This window comes from Filimonas effusa (assembly GCF_004118675.1).
GTDB lineage: Bacteria > Bacteroidota > Bacteroidia > Chitinophagales > Chitinophagaceae > Filimonas > Filimonas effusa.
This window is the reverse complement of sequence record NZ_SDHZ01000004.1, coordinates 82,123-105,214: the sequence shown is the minus strand read 5'-3', so window position 1 is coordinate 105,214 and position 23,092 is coordinate 82,123. Positions and strand designations below refer to the sequence as shown.

At 46.5% G+C, this 23,092-nt stretch carries 17 protein-coding genes; 2 read left to right on the top strand and 15 right to left on the bottom strand.

Annotated features, from left to right (window positions below; translation table 11 throughout):
- Positions 1–7 precede the first annotated feature (7 nt).
- The 7 genes from murD to mraZ are packed head-to-tail and all read right to left on the bottom strand — an operon-like array spanning position 8 to position 8,036.
- Positions 8–1,348 carry a UDP-N-acetylmuramoyl-L-alanine--D-glutamate ligase gene (murD, locus tag ESB13_RS20005; protein WP_129005476.1) on the bottom strand — a complete coding sequence of 447 codons (1,341 nt, stop codon included), beginning with the start codon at positions 1,346–1,348 and terminating at the stop codon, positions 8–10.
- A gap of 7 nt (positions 1,349–1,355) precedes the next feature.
- Positions 1,356–2,663: a phospho-N-acetylmuramoyl-pentapeptide-transferase gene (gene mraY / locus ESB13_RS20000; RefSeq protein WP_129005475.1), complete on the bottom strand. Its 1,308-nt coding sequence runs from the start codon at positions 2,661–2,663 to the stop codon at positions 1,356–1,358.
- Positions 2,664–2,680: 17 nt separating this feature from the next.
- Positions 2,681–4,144 carry a UDP-N-acetylmuramoyl-L-alanyl-D-glutamate--2,6-diaminopimelate ligase gene (locus ESB13_RS19995; RefSeq protein WP_129005474.1) on the bottom strand — a complete coding sequence of 488 codons (1,464 nt, stop codon included), beginning with the start codon at positions 4,142–4,144 and terminating at the stop codon, positions 2,681–2,683.
- 8 nt (positions 4,145–4,152) lie between these two features.
- Positions 4,153–6,300 carry a penicillin-binding protein gene (locus ESB13_RS19990; RefSeq protein WP_246022637.1) on the bottom strand — a complete coding sequence of 716 codons (2,148 nt, stop codon included), beginning with the start codon at positions 6,298–6,300 and terminating at the stop codon, positions 4,153–4,155.
- A gap of 27 nt (positions 6,301–6,327) precedes the next feature.
- Complete coding sequence (locus ESB13_RS19985; RefSeq protein ID WP_129005473.1) at positions 6,328–6,666, bottom strand: FtsL-like putative cell division protein; 339 nt, start codon at positions 6,664–6,666, stop codon at positions 6,328–6,330.
- Positions 6,663–7,568 (bottom strand): 16S rRNA (cytosine(1402)-N(4))-methyltransferase RsmH, encoded by a 906-nt coding sequence (gene rsmH, locus ESB13_RS19980; RefSeq protein ID WP_129005472.1) that lies wholly within the window; start codon positions 7,566–7,568, stop codon positions 6,663–6,665. The genes ESB13_RS19985 and rsmH overlap by 4 nt, the downstream gene beginning before the upstream one ends.
- Positions 7,569–7,571: 3 nt before the next feature.
- Positions 7,572–8,036 carry a division/cell wall cluster transcriptional repressor MraZ gene (gene mraZ, locus ESB13_RS19975; protein WP_129005471.1) on the bottom strand — a complete coding sequence of 155 codons (465 nt, stop codon included), beginning with the start codon at positions 8,034–8,036 and terminating at the stop codon, positions 7,572–7,574.
- 253 nt (positions 8,037–8,289) lie between these two features.
- Here mraZ and ESB13_RS19970 point away from each other — a divergent pair, with 253 nt between their 5' ends.
- On the top strand, positions 8,290–9,540 hold the full coding sequence (locus tag ESB13_RS19970; protein ID WP_129005470.1) for an S-adenosylmethionine:tRNA ribosyltransferase-isomerase: 1,251 nt from the start codon (positions 8,290–8,292) through the stop codon (positions 9,538–9,540).
- Between the two features lie 83 nt (positions 9,541–9,623).
- Here the strand turns inward: ESB13_RS19970 and ESB13_RS19965 are convergent, their stop codons facing one another.
- On the bottom strand, positions 9,624–10,964 hold the full coding sequence (locus tag ESB13_RS19965) for a sensor histidine kinase (protein ID WP_129005469.1): 1,341 nt from the start codon (positions 10,962–10,964) through the stop codon (positions 9,624–9,626).
- A gap of 118 nt (positions 10,965–11,082) precedes the next feature.
- On the opposite strand from ESB13_RS19965, the gene ESB13_RS19960 reads away from it, so the two are divergent.
- Positions 11,083–11,631 carry a YqgE/AlgH family protein gene (locus tag ESB13_RS19960; RefSeq protein WP_129005468.1) on the top strand — a complete coding sequence of 183 codons (549 nt, stop codon included), beginning with the start codon at positions 11,083–11,085 and terminating at the stop codon, positions 11,629–11,631.
- Positions 11,632–11,747: 116 nt separating this feature from the next.
- On the opposite strand, the gene ESB13_RS19955 is transcribed toward ESB13_RS19960, so the two are convergent.
- The 7 genes from ESB13_RS19955 to ESB13_RS19925 all read right to left on the bottom strand — a co-directional run bounded on the left by ESB13_RS19955 (position 11,748) and on the right by ESB13_RS19925 (position 23,091).
- A complete protein-coding gene (locus ESB13_RS19955) occupies positions 11,748–12,380 on the bottom strand; it encodes an outer membrane beta-barrel protein (RefSeq protein WP_164974289.1) in 633 nt (210 codons plus the stop codon).
- A 12-nt stretch (positions 12,381–12,392) separates the two neighbouring features.
- Positions 12,393–13,025, bottom strand: a complete 633-nt coding sequence (locus ESB13_RS19950) for a DUF4136 domain-containing protein (protein ID WP_129005466.1) — start codon at positions 13,023–13,025, stop codon at positions 12,393–12,395.
- Positions 13,026–13,252: 227 nt separating this feature from the next.
- Positions 13,253–13,507: an ATP synthase F1 subunit epsilon gene (gene atpC, locus ESB13_RS19945; RefSeq protein WP_129005465.1), complete on the bottom strand. Its 255-nt coding sequence runs from the start codon at positions 13,505–13,507 to the stop codon at positions 13,253–13,255.
- A 41-nt stretch (positions 13,508–13,548) separates the two neighbouring features.
- Positions 13,549–15,048, bottom strand: coding sequence for a F0F1 ATP synthase subunit beta (atpD, locus tag ESB13_RS19940; protein ID WP_129005464.1), 1,500 nt, complete (start codon positions 15,046–15,048; stop codon positions 13,549–13,551).
- Between the two features lie 348 nt (positions 15,049–15,396).
- On the bottom strand, positions 15,397–17,673 hold the full coding sequence (tamL, locus tag ESB13_RS19935) for a translocation and assembly module lipoprotein TamL (protein ID WP_129005463.1): 2,277 nt from the start codon (positions 17,671–17,673) through the stop codon (positions 15,397–15,399).
- The gene (locus tag ESB13_RS19930) at positions 17,657–22,945 is read right to left on the bottom strand and encodes a translocation/assembly module TamB domain-containing protein (RefSeq protein WP_129005462.1); all 5,289 of its coding nucleotides are present in this window, start codon (positions 22,943–22,945) and stop codon (positions 17,657–17,659) included. The genes tamL and ESB13_RS19930 overlap by 17 nt, the downstream gene beginning before the upstream one ends.
- Positions 22,942–23,091: a lmo0937 family membrane protein gene (locus ESB13_RS19925; RefSeq protein ID WP_129005461.1), complete on the bottom strand. Its 150-nt coding sequence runs from the start codon at positions 23,089–23,091 to the stop codon at positions 22,942–22,944. Before ESB13_RS19925 ends, ESB13_RS19930 begins: the two co-directional genes overlap by 4 nt.
- Between the last annotated feature and the right edge of the window lies 1 nt (position 23,092).

Genomic DNA, 23,092 nt, shown 5'->3' with positions numbered 1-23,092 from the left:
ATATCCTTCAGAGATCTTTGACGGCCTGTTTGAACTGGTCGCCACGATCTTCATAGTTCTTGAATAAATCAAAGCTGGCACAAGCAGGGCTCAGTAATACCACGTCGCCTTTTGCCGCCAGGGAGAAAGCAGACTGTACCGCTTCTTCCGCACTTTCTACCTCCACCATTTTAGGCACAATAGCAGAAAACGCTTCCAGGATCTTGGAGTTGTCGGTACCCATGCAAATGATCGCTTTCACCTTTTCCTTTACGAGGTCTTCGATGAGGGTGTAATCATTGCCCTTGTCAACGCCACCAAGAATGAGGATAGTAGGCTTCTCGATGCTTTCCAAAGCATACCAGGTGCTGTTTACATTGGTAGCCTTGCTATCGTTAATGAACTCAACCCCGCGCACGGTTGCCACATACTCCATTCTATGTTCCAGGCTCTCAAAAGTTTTAACGGCTTCCCTGATCTTTTCCTTGCGGATACCGATCGTTGCCGCTGCGATTCCTGCTGCCATTGTGTTATACTGGTTGTGTTTGCCTTTAAGAGCAAAATCATAGATGCTCATGCTAACTCTTTCTTCCTGTACGCGTATCATCATTTGATCGCCTTTAATGTTTCCGCCTTTTTTAATTTCCTGTTTCATAGAAAATGGCAATGGGTTAGTTATGGGGGTAATGTTTTTTAGATAGTTGACGATCACTTCATCGTCGGCACAATAAATAAAAGAATCACCTGCTACCTGGTTCTCAATAATCCTGAACTTGCTGGCGATATAATTTTCAAATTTGTAATCATACCTGTCCAGGTGGTCTTCCGTTATATTGAGCAACACCGCTATATCGGGCCTGAATGTTTTAATATCATCCAGCTGGAAAGAACTTATTTCGGCAACGTACAGCTCTTTAGGCGCTTCAGCCACCTGCCTTGCAAATGAATAGCCTATATTTCCAACAAGGGCGCAATCCCATCCCGCATGCCGGCAGATATGCCAGATAAGCGAAGTGGTAGTACTTTTACCGTTACTGCCGGTAATGGCAATGATCTTGCTGTTACCTTTAAACCTGTAAGCCAGTTCTATTTCACTGATCACCGGTATGCCTGCCGCTCTTATTTTCTTCACCAACGGGTTCTTATCAGGGATGCCCGGGCTTTTCATCACTTCATCTGCTGCAAGTATACGCGCTTCGGTATGCTGCTTTTCTTCAAACGCGACCTGGTGCACCTGCAGGTCGCTTTTGTATTGTTCTTTTATGGCACCGGCATCACTTACAAAAACTTCATAACCCTGCTGTTTGCCCAGGATCGCTGCGCCTACACCACTTTCTCCGCCGCCTAATATCACCAGTTTCTTAGCCATGAGCCGGTTATCGGATTTTTAAAGTAATGATGGATAACACCACACACAATACGGTTACAATCCAGAAGCGAACAGCGATCTTACTCTCATGAAAGCCCTTTTTCTGGTAGTGATGATGCAACGGACTCATCAAAAAGACGCGCCGCCCCTCTCCATATTTCCGTTTGGTATATTTGAAATAACTCACCTGTATCATCACACTCAGCAATTCAATCAGGAATACACCACAGAAAATGGGGATCAGTAATTCCTTTCTCACAATAATAGCCAGTGATGCTATGATGCCTCCCAAAGCAAGACTACCTGTGTCGCCCATAAATACCTGGGCCGGATACGCATTATACCAGAGGAAGCCGATACAAGCCCCCACAAACGCTCCCATAAAAATGGATAGTTCCGAGAGGTTGGGGATGTACATTACGTTCAGGTATTCAGCAAATTTGTAGTTACCGCTCACATAAGCGAACACACCGATGGCTGCACCTATTATGGCGCTCACCCCGGCAGCCAGCCCATCGAGTCCATCCGTTATATTCGCACCATTGGAAACGGCCGTAACAATAAAGGTGACAATGAGGATGTAAATAACCCAGGTATATTGTTCTGCCCAGTCACCCATCCAGGTCACCAGCTTGCTATAATTGAATTCATGGTTCTTAACAAAGGGAATGGTTGTAATAGGTGTTTTTACCCTTGCAAACCGCCGCTGTTCTCCATCTATCACCCTTGTCACTTCATTCAGCTTTTTATCGCCCGGTTGAATGCCGGCGGTGGCAACTGTACCATTCACCAGTTCACGCTCTACAACTACCGAATCATTGAAATAAAGCGTGGCGCCGATGATAATACCCAAACCTACCTGCCCAATGATCTTGGTAAGACCCGCTAACCCGTCGCTGTCGCTTTTCTTATATTTTTCACCGCGTTGCTGCGCCTGTTTGCGGGCTTTGAGTTTGAAATAATCATCAAGGAAACCAATCACACCCAGCCAAACCGTACACAAAACCATCAGCCTTATGTATACCTTATTGAGGTCGGCGAATAACAGCGTAGGTATCAGGATCGCAAGCAGAATGATGAGCCCCCCCATGGTAGGCGTACCTTTTTTCTGCTGTTCTCCGGCCAGCCCCAGGTCACGAACGGTTTCACCTATCTGCTTTCTTTTGAGCATATTGATGATCCGCTTGCCGTAAACTGTTGCAATAAACAGCGATAACAGTATTGCCATTGCCGCCCTGAACGTGATGAACTGGAAAACTCCAGCCCCACTCAGGTTAAATTGCTGTTTCAGCCATGTAAATAAATAGTATAACATAGTTGGTTAAATGGTCATTATTTATTGAGCAATGCAAACATTTCAAGCAGCACTGCCTTATCGTCAAAATCGTGCTTCACGCCATTGATATCCTGGTACTTCTCATGCCCTTTCCCTGCTATCAATATGATATCTTCTTTATTCGCCAGCGCCACTGCTGTTTTAATTGCTTCACGCCGGTCGGATATGGTTATCGACTTTCTTTTGCCGGCACTATCCAGCCCCTCTTCCATATCCCTCAGTATCTGCTGCGGATCTTCCGTTCTCGGGTTATCACTGGTAAGGATGAGTTTGGTGCTCAGCTCTGCCGACACCCGCGCCATCACCGGGCGTTTGGTTTTATCCCTGTCGCCTCCGCAACCTACCACCGTTATCACCTGTTCATGCCCTTTCCTCAGTTTCTTGATGGTTTCCAGCACGTTCTCCAATGCATCCGGAGTATGTGCGTAGTCAATGATGCCAATGATCTTATCGTTGCTTACGATATAATCGAAACGGCCTTCAGCACCGGTAAGCATACTCATAACGCGCAATACCTCGTCATTATCTTCTCCTGCACAAATGGCGGCGCCATAAACGGCCATGAGGTTATAGGCATTGAATTCACCAATAAGCCTGAAGTGCACTTCCTTGTCATTTACGATCATGACCAGGCCACTCAGTGCATTCTCAAGTATTTTGCCTTTGAAGTCTGCTACATTCTTGAGACTGTAGTAGTACTTCCTGGCAACAGTATTCTGCAACATCACCGTTCCGCGCTTTTCGTCGAGGTTCGAGATCGCGAATGCATCGGAAGGCAGGTTGTCGAAGAAGCTCTTTTTTACCCTGATATACTCGTCGAACGTTTTATGATAGTCGAGGTGGTCATGAGTGATATTACTGAACAGCGCCCCTGTAAAATGCAGGCCTGTGATCCTGTGCTGGTGAATAGCATGGCTGCTGCATTCCATGAACACGTGTGTACAGCCTTCTTCAACCATCCTGGCCAGCAGGGCGTTAAGACTTACAGCATCGGGTGTAGTATGGGTAGCAGGCAAAACCTCTTTACCAATATGATTCTGAACCGTGCTCAGCAGGCCACAGGTATGACCCAGTTCCGAAAACAGCTTATATAATAAGGTTGCTATAGTGGTTTTACCGTTGGTACCGGTTACACCAATCAGCTTTACTTTTTTTGAAGGTTCGCCATAGAACTGGTGCGCCATATATGCTACAGCTTCGTGTGCATTGGAAACCTGCAGGTAAGTGATCCCCGGCTCCATTTGATCGGGAAATAATTCGCAGACAATAGCTACCGCGCCGGCAGCAATTGCCTTACCTATGAACTGGCTGCCATTGGCATGTTCACCGGGAATGGCAACGAACACATTACCATCAACCACCTTACGGGAATCGATCTGTACGCCTGTAACGGGTATGCTGGTATTACCATTTACCGATAGCAAAGGCACTTTGTATAATATGTCTTGTAGTATTGCCACCTCAGTTATTATTTTAATTCAATACTAATTGTCTGTCCTTTTGCAACAGGCTGCCCTGCTGTCAATGATTGCGATGCTACCCTTCCCTTGCCGCGTATATTCACTTTCAATCCCATATTCTCACACAGGTATACTGCATCTTTTAATCCCATTCCATTCAATGCAGGCATTTGCTTGTTGTTTACCTGCAGGGCCGCCAGCATGGGTCTATCATTCACGCCCGAAACATTTACCCAATCGCTGTTATCGGTGCCTGTATCGGCATAACGAACGCCCAGCGAACCCAGCAACTGTTTCATCTCTTCCTTCATACCTGTGTACCTGAAGCCGCTGCTGTCGGGCTTTGTGTTTACAGCAACCTTTAAGTTGTCGCTGCTTTTTTTCACATAAAGTGTATACAATCTGTCAGAGATCTCTTTAAACACCGGCGCTGCAAGCTGTCCACCAAAGTGAGCCACAGCGTTGGGTTTTGTTTTTATCACCACTATGCAGGTGTACTGCGGCTTGTCGGCCGGGAAGTAGCCTGCAAATGAAGCCTGGTAAACACCGTCGTTATAACCGTATCGACCGTCGGCAACGTGAGCAGTTCCTGTTTTGCCAGCTACCGGGTAGGGCGAATTCAGGAACAGGGTCTTGGCGGTACCCTCGGTTGTAACGGCACGCATACATTCCTGTGCAGCCTTTACTACCTGTGGGGTGCAGATGTTTTCTACAAGTGTTACCGGGTTGTATTCTTTCTCCACAACGCCGTTGTTCTGAATGCTGTTAACCAGGTATGGTTTCATCATTCTGCCATTATTGGCTATGGCGTTGTACAGGGTGAGGGTTTGCAATGGACTTACCTGTATGGCATATCCAAAACTCATTGTTATCATGGCATGCAACCCTTCGTTGTTTCGCTTCATGCGTGGCAGCCGGGGTCTTTCTTCACCCAGCAGATCTATACCTGTAACGGTATCAAGTCTCAGCTGGTGCAGGTAGCGTAAAAACTTCGCCGGATTGGCGGCAAAAGTTTTATAGGCAATTTTGCCCATGCCGATATTGGAACTATGAGCAAAACATTCTTTTACCGTCATAACAGGTTTAGGCGCTCTTTCCGCATCGGTCACTTCCCTTACTCCTCCTACGCTCGCGCTGCCTGTCGTGCCTATTTCCACCTGATCGCTCAGCTTTACACCGCCTTCGCTTAATGCCGAAAGCAGGGTGGCAAGCTTAATTGTTGAACCAGGTTCTGTAGTCCGGAGCGCATAGTTCAGATCTTCCCAATACGTACCATCACTTCTGCGTCCCAGGTTCGCAATGGCTTTGATCTTCCCGGTGCTTACTTCCATCACCATGGCGCAGCCATGCTGCGCTTCGTTGGCACTCATCATCTTCATCAGAGAGCTTTCCACGATATCCTGGATATGAATATCCAGCGTGGTCACCACATCCTTTCCGTTCTCCGCTTCCATCTGGTATTCGTCTTCGTCAACCGGTACACTTACACCTCCACCTATATATCGAACCAGCCTTTTTCCTGTAACACCTTTCAACACACTATCATAGGTCATCTCCAATCCCACTTTAAAAGAATCCCGCGCCAGCCCTATCGTTCTGAATGCCAGCATCTGGTAAGGATTGAGCCTGATGCTTCTTGTTTCAGCAATAAACCCGCTTTTGTTCTTTCCAAGTCGCACCAGCGGGAAACTCCTGAGCTGCTGGTATTCCCTGAATCCTATCTTACGCTTCAACAGGAAATAGCGGTCTTTCTTTTTATAGCCGTTATCCAGGAGCTTTTTATATTCATCCTGGGTTTTATCCTTGAACAACTTCGAAAGGCAGTAACTCAGCGAATCAAGGTTGTTACGGAAACGAACACCACTCTTTTCACGAAGCCCGTCTGCAGCAAAATCAATATAGATATCAAACTGCGGCATACTGGTACTGAGCATTTGCCCGTCTTCGCTATAAATAGTTCCGCGCTCAGCCTCCGTTTCTTCGATCCGCTGGTGAAGACTATCACTCATACTACGCCAGTGAGCGCCTTCTACCTGCTGGATATAAAATGCTTTACCAAGGATCAGTACACACACTATCGCCACGGCTATAAAGCCCAGGTACACGCGCCACAGAATGTCGCGTTTTACTTCCACTGTTTCCTGACCTTTTTTCAAAGACTGTTATTAAAAAATCGCTTACTGTTATTGTTGTTGCGGCCGCTCCAATACTATGCGCACCGGAGGCTCCGCTATTGCTTTGAGCCCTAAGGGCGCTGCAGCCTTGTTTATTTCCGACTCCCTGCTTCTCGACATGATCTCACTCTTCAAAGTCTTATATTCGAATTGCAGCTCCTTAATCTCCTTTACCGTTTGATTGGCGTCGCGTATGGTTTTATCGGCCATATGCCCGTTGGCGATATAAAGCACTGCCAGTAAAGCCAGGAATAAAAAGAAACCGGTATTATCAACTATCCATTGATAACCGATCAACCGTTTAAAAGAACGCTTCCCTGTTCCTGTATTTGCCTGTTGTTCACTCATTGTCTTTCTGCTACTCTCAATTTCGCACTGCGCGATCTTGAATTCCTTTTTAGTTCTTCATCCGTTGCCGTTACCGGCTTTTTAGTGATGATCCTGAACACTTCTTCTTTCTTCACCGAAAGGAAAGGATGATCTTCCTCTTCTTCGAAACTGCCCTGTTTAAAAAAGTTCTTTACAATCCTGTCTTCAATGGAATGAAAAGTAATGATGGCCAATCGCCCACCGGGTTTCAGCACCGCTGCTGCCTGTTGCAGCATATCCTTCAGCGCGCCCATCTCATCATTAACCTCCATCCGCAACGCCTGAAATACCTGTGCGAGGTATTTGTTGGGGTTGCCTTTTACCACCGGGTGCAGCATCGCTCTAAATGAATCTATACCGGTTAAAGCCGTTTTCTGCCTCGCCTGCACAATATGCGCCGCCAGCGTTTTTGAGTTGCTAACCTCACCGTATTGCTCGAACAGCTTATGCAGTTGTTGTTGCGAATAGGTTTTCAGAAGGTCGGCAGCCGTAAGCTCCTGGCGCTGATCCATACGCATATCCAGCGGCCCGTCAAAGCGGATCGAAAATCCACGATCCCCTTCATCAAACTGGTGGCTGCTCACGCCAAGATCGGCAAGAATGCCATCAACCTGGTTGTGTTTGTACAATTTCAGGAACCGTTGAAGATGTCTGAAATTCTGCGGCACAAAAGTGATGCGGTTATCGTCAGGCACATTTTGTTGCGCGTCGGCATCCTGGTCAAAGACGATGAGTTTGCCATCGGCACCAAGCCGCTCAAGAATACCGCGACTATGCCCCCCACCACCAAAAGTGCAGTCAACATAAACACCATCTGGTTTAATATCCAGGCCATTCAACGTTTCCTGGTACAACACGGGCATATGATAGGCACTACTCATCACCTATTGTTTATCGTTCACATTATCCTTTGCCATCACTTCCTGCGCCAGGTTGCTGAATGCTTCGGGAGAGAAATCTTCAAAGAGCTGCTTATACTTGGCGGCATCCCATATTTCGATCTTATCAGTCGCTGCAACGAGGATAATATCTTTAGAGAGACCGGCATATTCTTTCAATGTTGGCGGTAACAGCAAACGGCTGGCACTATCCAGCTCTATTTCCGTTGCCCCTCCCAAAAACTGACGGCGGAATTGCCGTACCTTGGGATCGAAATCGTTTAACTGACTAATCTTGTTGTAAATGGGTTCCCAACTTTTTACGGGATATAAACTGAGGCATTTCTCGAGACCACGGGTAATGACAAAGCTGTTTTCCCCTTCCGGCAGCTGCTTTTTAAAGCCGGCCGGAAGCAGGAACCGCCCTTTTGCATCGAGCGTTGCTTCATATTCACCGAGGAAACCAGTCATTTTCAGGATTTTAGCGCTTAAATTCCATTTATTACCACAAAATAACACTTTTTCCCACTTTTATGCCAAATATTGGAGCGGGGATTTTTTCCACATTGGTTTCAATGGCTAAAGCCCCTATGGCAGGGCTTTTCGGTAAACACTATCAAAAAGCAGGTGAATAACCTGTGCATAACCCTGCACTCTATGTGCATAAGAGGTGAATTACGACTTAAACCAGTATCAAAATTGTTTATGCTTAGCTTTGCGCCTTATGACGCACCCGAAGCATTTGACGATCCAGGACTTTACTTATCATTTACCCGAAGACCGCATCGCCCGTTACCCGTTACCCACAAGGGACGAAAGCAAACTGCTGGTCTATCGCAACGGGGAGATCACGGAACACCGTTACCGGACGCTGGATGAACATATACCCGCAGGCTCCCTGCTTGTCTTCAATAATACAAAGGTGGTAGAAGCACGCCTGCTGTTTCAGAAAGCTACCGGCGGCGTCATTGAACTGTTTTGCCTGGAACCGGCAGAAGCTACCGATATTACCACCGCCATGACAACCACCGGAGAAGTACGCTGGAAATGCCTCGTAGGCGGTGCCAAAAAATGGAAAGAAGAACCGCTCGTTAAAACTATCGGCAATAACGGACAGCCCTTCCAGCTCACTGTACATAAAGAAGAGAAAATAAACGACTACTTCATTGTGCGGTTCCAATGGGATGCCGCTTCCTTAAACTTCGCAGACGTATTACATGCCGCCGGCGTTATGCCGCTGCCACCCTACCTGAACCGTAAAGCAGAAGCGGCAGACCAGGAACGTTACCAAACGATTTATGCACGCCACGACGGATCAGTAGCAGCACCTACAGCAGGCTTGCATTTTACCCCCGCATTACTCGAAAAACTCGCAGCAAAGCAGGTTTCTACCGCGTTTGTTACCCTGCACGTAAGCGCCGGCACCTTTAAACCGGTGAAAGCCGATACAATGGACGCACATGATATGCACTCCGAATTTATTGAAGTGAATGCCGCGTTTATTGAAACGATAATAAAGCAGTTGCCCGCCCCCGTTATTACAGTGGGCACAACCTCATTGCGTACATTGGAAAGTCTTTACTGGATGGGCGTAAAGGTGAAAGCTGCCCGCGACAAACAACTATCTTTTACCAATATAAGTGTACAGCATCTTGAAGTGCATCAATGGGATGCTTATGAACTCCCCCGGGACATCGATGCTGCTACTGCATTAAATGAGCTGCTGCTATGGATGCAGGCACACGACTTGCCTGTCTTAACAGCACGTACACAAATCATGATAGCCCCCGGGTACCAGTTGAGAATTGCTCAGGCGCTGATCACCAATTTCCACCAGCCACAATCTACTTTACTATTGCTGGTAGCGGCCATTATAGGAATGGACTGGCGCAAGGTTTATGATTATGCAATGACGCATGATTTCAGGTTCCTAAGCTACGGCGACGGCAGCCTGTTGTGGAATAGTAACAAATAAGCCAACAGCTATAAGTTAACAGGCAACGGCAGCTGGTCATGCCTGCGCATCAGCCACCACATTGCAACGCTCCTGCCAAGCCACTACGCATTCGCAGGCGCCAAAGGAATTTCAACAGTAAAGGTGCTGCCTTTGCCTTGTGTACTTTCTACCTTAACCCTGCCCTTGTGCGCATCGATCACCGTTTTTACATAGCTCATTCCCAAACCAAAACCTTTTACATTATGAAGGTTGCCGGTATGCGCACGATAGAATTTCTCGAAGATCCTTTTTACAGTTTCCTTACTCATACCAATACCATTGTCTTCAATACGGATGACGAGGAACTTATTGGTGCTATGTGTAGTTACTTTTATCAGCAGGTCTTCCTTGGAGTATTTAACCGCGTTGTCAACAAGGTTGGAGATGAGATTGGTGAAATGCACTTCATCCACCATAGCCGTATCGGCCTGTGCGTTCAGCAACAGTTGTGAAGAAGCATTTTTCTCCTGCAGCACCAGCTCAAAATTATCCATCACCTCCCTGATGATCTCATGAACAGAAAGCGGCTTCAGGTTCAGCTTCAATTCCTGCTTTTCCATAAGCGCTGCCTGCAGTATGGTTTCTACATGTTTGTTCATACGCATGTTCTCCTCCTTGATGATACCACTGAAATACTGCATCTTTTCAGCATTGTTCTGGACCTTCTGGTTACGGAGCGCATCCACCGCCAGCGAAATGGTTGCAAGCGGCGTTTTAAACTCATGCGTCATATTGTTGATGAAATCACTCTTGATTTCACTGAGTTTCTTTTGATCTATCAGGGTCTTCAGGGTAACATAAAAAGCTGTCACCAGTATAAGCGTAAAAATGGCGGAAAGAATGATCATCCAGGTAAGCGATTCCCACACCTGCGATTTGAAATCGGGGATAATTATCACCAGGTTTTCAAAAGCGATCAATCCTTCCATATCACTGCCGCTTTCGGGAATGATGGGAATGAAACGCCTTCTGTTATGTAAAGTATCGAGCGATTCTTCGATGAAATTACGTGATTGCAGCTCTACTATAAAGTCATCTGAATCGGATGTGATCGCGAATTCGAAACGCAGATTATGAAGGTCTTCAGAATCAAATGCCCTTCGCAGCTTTTCATATACTTCATCGGCACTATATAGCTGCGAGATGGTATTGGGTTGCGCAAGTTTTAACCTGAACAGCTCCATAGGAGCCCTTGCACCACGGTTGCGCAGGTGCATGCTCGGCCCCGAAGAGGCCTGCTTATTAAATTCCTGTGTAACAGATACTGCTGCTTTGTCTACTTTATAGAAAACCTTCTGCTCCTGCACCTGTAAAAGGTTCTGTAACCAGGAGATCTGGAAGAAGATGATCCCTGCAAGGGACAGTGTTATTAATACGGCAATAGCCGGAAAGACCTTTTTCATCGAACTACAAACCTACAGGAATCAGTTTAATTAGCAAGCAATGGTTAAATCCATTAACAAATAATAGAGATCGGCATTAAATTTTCAGTTTTGTAGTGAATATTGTAACTTAACCACTATGGATGAACTTATACCTGGAATAGCATTAGTGGCAGATCCGTTTCTGAAAGACCCCAATTTTATGAGGTCGGTGGTTTTTATATGCGACCACCAGGAAGAAGGCAGCTTTGGCTTCGTATTGAACCGCCCTTATAACCAGGCCGTAGGCAGTCTTCTCAATAACCTTGAAGGATGCGAATGGCCCGTTTACTTTGGCGGCCCCGTACAAATGGATACGCTTCATTTTCTGCACCATCGCCCCGACTTACTCGGCGGCGTGGAAGTAACAGACGGCATTTACTGGGGTGGCGATTTTGACGCACTCATCAGTGCAATACACCTGGAACAGATCAATAACAACGAAGTCCGCTTTTACCTGGGTTATAGCGGCTGGTCAAAAGGACAGCTCGATGCCGAACTTAAGGAAAAAAGCTGGCTGATCACCCATGGCAGCCAGGAGCTCGTCTTCAAAGAAGATCCTCAGCAAATATGGCCATTCGCCTTACAACAAATGGGTGGAGAATATGAGCAACTGGTTCATTACCCGATCGATCCGCAACTGAATTAACAGGAATAGAAATTTATCGGTGCAATACCGGTTATAAATAAGGAAGCCGGAGAAATTGTTCTCCGGCTTTTTTTCTGTGACTGGTTGTTTGTATTGCTTTATAATTGTTTCATTCATTATCTCAGGGGCAGATAAACACCCACACGGAAATCTATGGAGTTAAGATTAGAAAGATCATTCTTACTATAAGGAACCAGGTTATAATTGGCGCCCAGCAGCAATCCTGAGTTACTTAGTTTACCAAAAGGCACCTGCACACCCGCCCCTATCTGGCTGGCAAAGGCTACGGATGCATCGCTGCTTTCAAACTGGCCAAGGTATTGCTTATCGCTGATCATACTAAAACCAACACCCGCAGAAACATAAGGCTGTACCACACTGCGCTGGCGACCCAGGGGATTAAATACCACTTTGGCCAGGATAGGCGTTGATTGAACAGAATTCGACAATACTGCCGATATCTGTTCGTTCTTTCCGGTGTTATATACAGCCCTGGGGTATTTCTGGTAGAAATCCTGGAAGGCCACACTTAAACCTGCAGCCCAGGTGGGATCTATATTGTATAGGATATCGGCGCCACCGCCACGGGGCGAACCATTAGAAATAACATCCGATTTAAAGCTCCCGGTAGGAAGTCCATAATTGTAATAGAGGTTGAGTTTTACAGTTCCGCTCTGCGCCTTCACTTCCCCTCCTGTTATTGCTACAGCCAGTATTCCGGCCATCAGCATTAATATATTCCGCTTCATCTTTTTCATGTTTTAATTGGCTTTCAAATAAGAAGACTGATCAAACAAGGCTTTTACCTGGCTATCTGCAACACTTGTGTTGAAGATGCCTGAACCACGTACCAACCCTGTCCATATAACGTTGATAGAATTATGTGATGCGGCATTTTTCAGATCAAGTATATCAACAGAAAGCGCTCCTTCTGTTATCTGGTACGTGGCATAGCTATAAGGCACATAGTAATTATAGCCGCCGTATCCCCAGTAATAAGGATCCCAGTACCCGCCATAATAACCCCAGTAATCAGGATAACTTATTACACCTGTCCGCGTATTATAAATACGGTTTACGTTCACACCCAGGTCGGGCACCGCCTCTCTTGTTACCAATGTATACCCTCTTTCCGCCATGTATTTTTTAACGGCCGCGATATAAGCCTTATCAGTTTCCGACGCAGATTTAGCTGAACCATTATCGGCTATTACTGCAACCGAATCGGATATACTATAAGTTTTAAAGGTGGAAAAATTGGCGGTAGAGTCGAAGTTGGTGATATAAATACGTGACTCTTCAGGAGATAAATGATCCACAGGATCTTTGACACAGCTTGTCGCCACTGCCGACAACCCGGTCACAACACTCAATAGGGCAATGAATCTTCGCATAACTCGTTCTGTTTAATAATATAATTAGAACGAAAACGAAGCCAGAAGTTACATACAACCGCCGGTTTTAAGGATCCGTTGACAGTTGGTGTTAAAATCACCCCAAAAGCTTTTTGTAACACAATATATAGGGCACCCATTACACATTTCGGTCAGGTACCCGGAATAAAAAAGAGACTGTATCAAAAACGTTTGATACAGTCTCTTTAAATCAGATCGTCCGAATCTTAGTCCAGAGCAACAGCGCCTTCTACAAGCACGGTAGCTTTGTTGTTCAGCATCTCTACAAAGCCTCCGTTGATAGAGAAAAATTCAGTACTGTTTTTATCTTTCAGCACTTTCACTTTACCCTTACCGAGAGCGGCTACCAGCGGAGCATGCTTATCAAGTATTTCGAAAAGCCCTTCAATACCCGGCAGTTGTACACCGTACACTTCGCCATGATAGAGTTTTTTCTCGGGCGTTAATATTTCTAAAGTCATTTGTATCAGTTAAGTTCTGCCTGGGCAGTGTTATTAACAAATTAACCTTGAGCCTGAGCCAGCAGTTTTTTACCTTTCTCTACTGCGTCTTCGAGTGTACCTACCAGGTTAAATGCTGCTTCGGGGTACTCATCAACTTCACCGTCCATGATGGCATTGAATGCGCGGATAGTATCATCGATGCTAACAAATACACCTTTCAAACCAGTGAACTGCTCAGCCACGTGGAAAGGCTGGCTAAGGAAACGCTGTACCTTACGGGCACGGGCAACTGTTTGTTTATCTTCTTCGCTCAGTTCATCCATACCAAGGATGGCGATGATATCCTGTAACTCCTTATAACGCTGAAGGATAAGCTTCACGCGGTTAGCGCAATCGTAGTGCTTTTCACCAACGATAGCAGGAGTAAGGATACGGGAAGTAGAGTCAAGAGGGTCAACCGCAGGATAAATACCTAAGTCAGCGATCTTACGGCTTAATACCGTAGTAGCATCAAGGTGAGCAAAGGTAGTTGCAGGAGCCGGGTCAGTCAAGTCATCCGCAGGTACGTAAACCGCCTGTACCGAAGTGATAGAACCGTTTTTGGTAGAAGTGATCCTTTCCTGCATCAAACCCATTTCAGTAGCCAGCGTAGGCTGGTAACCCACCGCAGAAGGCATACGACCCAACAGGGCCGATACTTCAGAACCTGCCTGGGTGAAACGGAAGATATTATCAACGAAGAACAGGATATCACGTCCTTTACCGGTACCATCCCCATCACGGAAGTATTCAGCAATGGTAAGACCGCTCAATGCCACCCTTGCACGCGCTCCCGGAGGCTCGTTCATCTGACCAAATACGAAAGTTGCTTTAGAATCTTTCAAACCTTCCATGTCAACGGAACTGAGATCCCAGCCACCTTCTTCCATAGAATGCTTGAATTTGTCACCGTATTTCATGATACCAGCCTCGATCATCTCACGAAGCAGGTCATTACCTTCACGGGTTCTTTCACCCACACCGGCAAATACAGAGAGACCACCGTGGCCTTTCGCGATATTGTTGATAAGCTCCTGGATCAATACGGTTTTACCTACACCGGCACCACCAAACAAACCAATTTTACCACCTTTAGCATAAGGCTCGATAAGATCGATTACTTTAATACCAGTATAAAGCACTTCAGTAGCTGTACTGAGGTCCTCAAATTTGGGAGGTAAAGCGTGGATAGCGCGACCACCGGTTTTAGCAACCTGGGGAAGACCATCGATAGCGTCACCGGTTACATTAAACAGGCGTCCGTTGATACCTTCACCAACAGGCATGGTAATAGCTTTACCGGTATCGGCAACAGCCGTTCCGCGGATAAGGCCTTCGGTACCATCCATCGCGATAGCGCGAACACTATCCTCACCAAGGTGCTGCTGTACTTCAAGAACCAGCTTGTCACCGTTTTCACGTGTGAGTTCCAATGCGTTATAAATGTCGGGAAGAGTGCCATCGAACTGAACGTCTACCACGGCACCGATAACCTGTTTAATTTTACCTGTATTAGCCATATACTATGTAGGTTTAGAAAATTTAGCTTCTTTTCGGAAAGCAATCGTTTTCCGATTTGGCCGCAAAGGTATGGGAATGGGACCTTTTTAAATTAAAAAGGAGGAGATTTTTCTGCCAACGGTGGAGATAGGGGTAAAACAAATGATAAAAGTCAGGAATCCAAGGGAATACTACAGGATGACATATAAAAAAACATCTTATATTAGGCCCTCTTCTCCCCAAACCTTCGCACCCACCTTTCAACCCGCCATCTGCTAAAAAGTACGCTTTAAATAGCCGTTTACAAGCCGACTTAAAGCCGCTTTCCCTCCATACAGAATAGAACAGGTATATTGAAAGTATTCTTATTAGAACGGATACCCTATCGCCAGGTTATACACCCAATCCTTGTCAAACAGCCGGAGCTTGTCAATCACCCATTGACTGCCCTCAGGCTGCCAGGGCTTACGAAGCGGGAACGCCACATCGAAACGAAGAATGAGAATGCTGATGTCAACTCTAAGCCCCACACCCGCCCCCACAGCTATCTGCTTGATGAAATCTTTCGAGAACCTGGATCCGGGACGACTGGTATCGGTACCCCGCGTCCATACGTTGCCGGCATCGAGGAAGAACGCTCCACGTAATACCGAGAACAGTTTCATACGGTATTCCGTGTTCATTTCCAGTTTCACATCTCCCGGCTGATCGGGAAGAAAAGTGGTATCCCACGCATTGCCGGCATGATAAGTCCCGGGACCAAGAGAACGCGACCGGAAAGCCCTGATATCGTTAACACCACCCGCAAAAAACTGCTTCACAAAAGGCATAACCGTACTGTTGCCATAAGCAAATCCTACCCCACCGGTAATACGGCTGGCAAGCTGACTAAAACGCCCCAGGCGCAGATAATGCCGGAAATCAGCCTCAAGTTTGGTGAACTGGGCGAAAGGCGTTCCAAAAACCTCTTTCTCCCTGCCTTTGCGCACACTGGCATTGGTGGCAAGACCAAGCACATTACCGGAAAGATCGATCAACCCGTTAAAATAGAAATTATGCAGCTTGCGGTTGGGAGTAAGCTGGGTATTATAATTGAAGTTATAGTTCGAGCCAATGATGAATTGCTTTTCTATACTGCGTGCAAGCGTAAGGTTATTATTAAGCATTTTCTGAAACGAATCTGTGATATTGGTAGGCTGCACATAGTTGACAGATACAAAGTTCAGCGTATGCTCCTTATTGGCCGATTCTTTCCAGATATAACCTATGCTTGCCTTGGAGGAGGTAAGTGTATATTGGTCACTGCGGCTATAGATCTCGTAACCAAGCTCCGCTCTCGTTTTAGGCACAAAACCACTGTTGGTATTGAACTGTATGGGCCCCACAATCCTCGGAACAGTGATGCTTGCGTTGGCGCCAAGTCTGCGGGTACCTATATTCCCCTGGCCCGAAAGCTGCTGCTCCACACCGCCAAACACACTCAGATTAAATAGCTCGGCGCCTTTAAACAGGCTCCTGTGACGCCAGCTTACCGACAACTCTCCACCATTGGCATTGTTCGATTTGGTTAACGCTGAAGCCTCGAAACGGATCGACTTTCGCTCTGTAGGCGTTAGATAGTAAAATGCATTGAGCCTCGGATCTTTTGTACTGTCAACTTCCTGGAAACGCGCCTTCACATATTTAAATACCCCCAAAGTGGTCAGCCTGTTGAGCGAAAGGTTATGATCGTCGCGGTTATATATATCACCCGGTTTGAAAATAAGGGTGCGGTCGTAGATAGCCGGGTTAAAACGTTTCCGGCGATCTATGATCGTGTACCCTCCTACTGCATGGGTGGTATCACGAACTCGGTAAACAGAGTCGCGGGCGCTGTAATCTGCATAAACGATCACCTCGTTGATGCGATAAACTTTTTTGGCCTTAGAAGGAGTTTCCTTCTTCAGCTTTATATCCATATCTACCTGGTGCTCGCCAACAGTAGAGTCCACATTGGCAATAAGAAATTCATCATTGAAGAAATAAAAACCTTTTTTCTTCAAACGGTCGTCGATACGCACACGCTCCTCTTTGATACGGTCCAGGTCGTAGGCTGTTCCCTTCCGTAATCTCGAGCGGCGGGTAGCGCTATCTATGGCCCTGCCCAGCGCTGTAGAGTCTTTGGGAAAGGTGATGTTGCGGATCGTATACTGCGGCCCAACCTGTGCCTTATAAGTAACAAATACTTTTTTGTTTTTCACCGAAGTATCAAAAGATACCGTATCATGAAAATAACCCCGGTTTTCAAGACGGTTCTGCAATACCGCCCTGTTCTTTTCTATGGCATTATAAGATACAAGAACCGGGGGCTCCCCAAGCTTGTTCTTGATAAAATAACGCAAGCCTTTACCGGTAGGGGTGCCGGCAATATTATAGAACCAGAGCTTTACTTTCAGCCCAAGTATCTTGGCATTGGGCTTGGGACGAAGCAGGCTTTCCAGCTCACTCTCAAGCTCCTTTTTGTTCTTTACCTTTTCTTCCGATTCAACAGATACGTTAGCGCCATTATAAAGCTGCTGGTTACCAGTCAGGTATTTGGTATTGTTACATGCAGCCAGGCAGGCTAACACCAGTATAGTATATATAAGTCTACCTGTTCTTTTCATCCTTAACGTTTGTTGGGGCTGCACTTATAGCAGCGGGTTCGTTATTTAATGCGGGTGTATCGTTCTTGGCTGCATCATTCATGAAAGCTGCCTTATCCTCCGCAACAGGCTTATCCGTTATTGGAGCGAAGTTCACGGCAGAAGGCTTATTGTTACCGGAAGTACTGTCGGCAGGCGTAGCCGAAGGTTTATTACCGGAAGTACTATCGGCAGCCTGTTTATTAGCCGGCGCCTGGTTGTTATTATTGTTGCCTTCGTTACGCGGCGCTGTGTTCTTGCGTGGAGCCCTGCGACGGCCATCGCGCGTGCGCTTGCCTTTGAATAACTCCTTGAACCGGTTATAGTCGTAGGTAAGTATAAAGCTCAAACCGGTTTCTATTACCTGGCCTTCCACTACAGCCTCATACTTATTGGTACGGTAAGCACGGAGCATGTACCTGCCGTCTTTACTCAGCTGGTAGTCTACCGAAACGTCGCCGGCAATATTCGTGGTCTCCCTGTTGGTATTGGGATCGGTATTCTCCAGCTCAAAGTTGCTGCCAACATTTACACGCAGGCGGTCGTTAAGCAGTTTCTTCGAAACGCCAACATTCAACTCCGTACGTTCCTGCTGCGTCCCGGTGGTGAAATCTTGTTCGGAGTTGAGATCGAAATTAAGCTCTACTCCCTTCACAAGATTGTTCGTGATCTGGTTCAGCTGGTCGGAAAGGATCTTGCCGGCACTTTGTTTTGCCATGAGCCCAATATTGGTCCCCGCTGCATCGCTCTTCAGCGGATCTTCCTGTACAAAGCGGTTCAGCAGCAATACAGCAAACACCTGCTTGTTTAACTCGGAAGCGTCATTACGCACCTGCTGCAGCCTCGATTCCACTTCAGGCCATTGCGAAAGCTCCTCCTGTGGCAACTGTATATCGAAAGAGATCTCCGGTTTCAACAGCTCGCCTTTCATCATGAGCAGAATACGGAAAGGCAGCTTCTCTTTAAACCGGTTCACCTCTACAGGCTCACGGCCTACCAGCTGCGGCGCAACCAGGTCAATAGAAGGTGTGTTCGAAATATAAACAGCCGTGATATTAACCTGGGCTGAAGTAGGATCGCCGGTCCACGTAATAGTGCTCCCCTTCTCTATCTCAAACTTACGTTTCAATACGCTCAACGAAAGCTGGTAAGCACCACGCTCCAGTTCATAATTACCGGTAAGACTTATCTTACCGCTCTGATCGATACTGGCGGCTAAATCGGCGCGGCCTTGTACTGTTAAGGCGTCACCGTTCCTTTCATCCACCACCATTGTAAACACCGCAGCGCTGTCTGTTTCAATATTCATGTTCACGTCCATGCCGCGGAAAGGCGTTTGATCCGATAATGAATCAAGTGCCGACGCAGTTACTAGGGTGTCGGTCGGATGGTCTTTATCTATGAAGTTTACCACTCCCAGCCTGTCTTCTACTTCAGGATCTGCTGTTGGCAATACCAGCGAAAAGTTTGTTTCCTTGTTAACGCGTACGCTTCCGTTTACTACAGGAGCATTCATATCGCCACGCAGTTCAACATCGGTATCGATGTTCAGCTTGCCATAGAACAGGCGGTCCGGCGCCTGCGGTGCATTTACAACCCTGAAATCATTGGCACGCAAATCAACCTGGAACTTATAATCCTTGAAATTCTGCGTGAGAATGTCCCCGTTAATAGTGGCCTTGTTATTCGCGGAATCTATGATAGTAAAGTTGTTGAACCTGATGCCCTGGTTAGAAAGTGAGATCACTTCGTTATTAAGACGTATCGGTTCGCCGGTGATAGCAGGTGTAAGCTCAGCCTGCCTGAAACGCAATTCACCATTGACAGAAGGTTGATCGATAGTGCCCGATACCGTAGCATTACCCACCAGGCTGCCCTTGGCATCGAGCAATTGCCCGGCTGTAAGCGGACGTATAGAAGCAAGGTTCAGGTTGTTGACATCCAGCTTCAGATCCATACGGCTCTCACCCGTAAAGTATTTACCCTGCAACTGCACATCGTTTCCGTTTCCTTCAATTTTTACATTCGCATTAAAAGCATTTGCGGTTTCGTTGTCTACCTTAACAATGATATTGCCTACCGTATCCCTGTTATAAGTAAAGTTCTGTATGGCTATATCGGAAGTGAAAACCGGGTTTGTCGTCACATCACGGGCCACTGCCTTACCATTGATAGTGCCATCCAGGGCCAGTGAATCTGTTTTTACAAAGTCGGTAAGTGTTTTAATACGGAAGTTTTCAAAAGTCGCTTCAATAGGTGCATTGGGCGTTTGCTGTGTGCTGTTCACATACAGCGACTGGTTGTTCCTGCTAATGCGCAGGTTGTTGACCATAACGCCGGAAGAATCGTATTGCACAAAGTTATCGGCCGTAACATCCCATTTCTGGTAATTGAGCAGCAGGCTGTCAGGCATCAGGTTCGCCTTGATACCGTCCGGCAGCTGCTCCACTACAGCCCCTATGCGGTAAAAATCTTTTTGCTGCACATCTTTGAGTAATACCGTAGCCGCCAGTTTATTATCAGCCAGCTTACCGTTTACCGATGGAGAGTACAGCTGCATAGATCCAAGATTCACATTTTTGGCGCCTACACTATACCTCAGTTGTTCCGCTTCGGTATTGGCCGCCAGTTTCAAACCAGTAACAGCCTGGGTACCATATTTAACTGTGGGCGCATTCAGAGCCAGCTGCAGGTCATTCGCCTCGCTGTTAAACGTCATACGCGCACCAACGGTATCGGTTCCTTTCAGCGCAGGAACAAACTGCAATACTAATGGCGATGGCCGCAGCAGCACGTCAAGGCTCCACTGCTGGGGCGTAAATGCAGTATCCTTATAAGATGGAAGCTTATAGTAGTTATTGATCGTATGCTGTAAGGCAGTTGCCATTTCTGTAAGCTTATAACGGCCTTCGAGTTTTACGTCGGCCATTTCAGAATTCAGCGCCAGGGTGCCTGTGCCATTCTGCTGCTCAGCTTTTAAAGAAAGGGTGTCCGACTTATAACGTTGCTTATTATGCGTTGCAGCAAGATCATAAATGTCCAGCTTGCCAATAAGGCTATCAGGATGGGTACTTGCAAAATCAGCATTGATGATACCATGCGCCTGCAACGTATCTTTCATGAGCTTAAGCGCGTGAAGGTCTAATGTATCCAGCTGCAGCATCAGTTGCACCGCAGGATATTGTGGTTTCACATCAGCGGTAGCATCAAGGCGGAACGAAAGATTAGGATCTTCCATAAACGACTTGAGGGTCATGGACCCTCTTTCCGCCTGTGCATTAAGTATAAGATTGCGGTAGGTATATCCCTTTACATTGCCTTCTGCAAGTTTCACATTCGCATTTGCCGACATGGTCTTATAATCAAACCCCGAACCGGCAGCATCGGCCGTAATGCTTATCCTGCCTACATTCTTCTCCTGCTTCAGAATATAACCAAGGTCAACTTTATCGAGAGCTGCCTTTATATCGTAAGCCTTACCCTTTCCTTTAAGCACCGCCATAACATTCATACCGCCCCGGGTGGTCTTCCCATTGAGGGCTGCATTAAAGTTGCTCATCGTACCCTTGAAGGCGCCTTTCAGCTCAATAGCTTCAGGAATCCGGATGTTCGAAGGCAGGGTATTACGTGGCGCAACTGCATTAATGTCACGGGCAGTAGTAGCAAAACGCTGCAAACGAAGATCATAAAAGGCTTTCTCAGCATCAGGAAGCCCTTTGATATTTCCCGATGCCTGGAGAACGGTTTTACCAAGACCGCTCGCATTAAGCTTTGCAATGGTAATGTTGTTCAGTCGGCCGCCGGCGGCAGCATCCAGGTTCAACGCACTGCCATTATAACTGCGCAGCTGTGGTTCCAGTGCAGGCACCAGGGTTACTACATCCGATACTGCAATATGTGTATTGGGAAGGTCCAGTTTTATCTCCACCTCACCCGGCTGTTTCGAGAACTGGGTAATGCTGTCATAAGTAGCCAGCAGGTTATTGTTGATTTCAGAAGCTTCTGTCTTCAGCACAAGATTTTTAATCTCGGCCTTTTTATCATTATAGGCAAAAGCCGCTTTAAGCTCCTTTAAAACAAAACCGCTTTTCTCCCGCAGCGATACCTGGCGGATATTACCCTGGTAGGCATCGGATGAAAGCAAAAGCTGGTTAGCACTGATATTCAGCTGGTCTATGGCAAGGTGACTATAGTCCATCCCCTTTTTGATAGCAGCACTATTATCGTCATCGAATTTTATATTGTTGTTGGCAAGACTAAGCTCCTCAAGCTCTACACGCCAGGGAAGCGCCTGCGCAGTATCTTTTTCGCCCGGTTGCTGAAGCGCTTGTTTGCCTTTGATCACAGGAGCTGCTTTACCCATATGAACCGAAGCCGTGGTATTATTGAGCTCAAACTGCCGCAAACGCATCCACATCTTCTGAAGGTCAATGCGCTCAGAAACCAGCGCCAGGTTGCCGAGATTGAGATCTGCCGATAATGCATTTACCTCGTTGTCGTAATCAAAGACGATTTTACTGAGATCTATTTTGCCCAGCGTAAGAAAAATGGGAGAAGATGCCGCCGTGTCGGGCGAAACTACGGGCAGCGGATTTAAAATAACGAGTGGCTTGTATTGCCTCACACTGGCGTTAATGCCATGGAGTTGTATATCCGGAATCGAAAACACCATATGCGCCGGATCAAATTCTTTTATCCTGGTTTGAAACGAAGCAAGATGAAAACGGGCGTCGTTACCCGATACATCATCATGAAAACGGCCGCCTATATTCTTAAGAACAATATCGCCAATGCTGAATTTCATGGAAGAGGTATCAGTCGACACCTTTTCCGTTTTTTGCTCCGAACCGAAAGCTTTGACTATGTAGTCGAAATTAAAAACGGTATCGGGACTCAAACGATAAATGTTGGCCCTGATACCGTTTAACTCAAGATGGTTTAGCTCTACTTCGTTCTTCAATAATTTTAATAAAGCAATATCTACGCGGATAGTATCGCCGTAGAGCAGGGTATCTTTACGCTGGTCTTCGAAATAAATATTTTCGAGCACAATGCGTTTCGGAAAATTGATGTCCAGCCTTCCAATAGCAACCTTCGTCTGAAGCTTCTTTTCCAGGAAGACCACAATTTTCTTTTTGGCGAATTGCTGAACAGCAGGCACCTGGATTAAAATCAATACCAGTATCAGAAGTATAACAATACTCCCTACCAGCCAGGCTAAGATCTTTAAGAGTTTAAGAACGATTTTTTTCATTCACGCCCGCGTATCAATTGTAACAGAAGAGAAATGATGGCTAATACAAGTAAAATGTGTATCAGTTTACCTGCCGAGTACACGAAAAACCCCAGCAGCCAGCCAATGATAAGGATCACGGCTATCAGGTATAATATGCTCCTCATA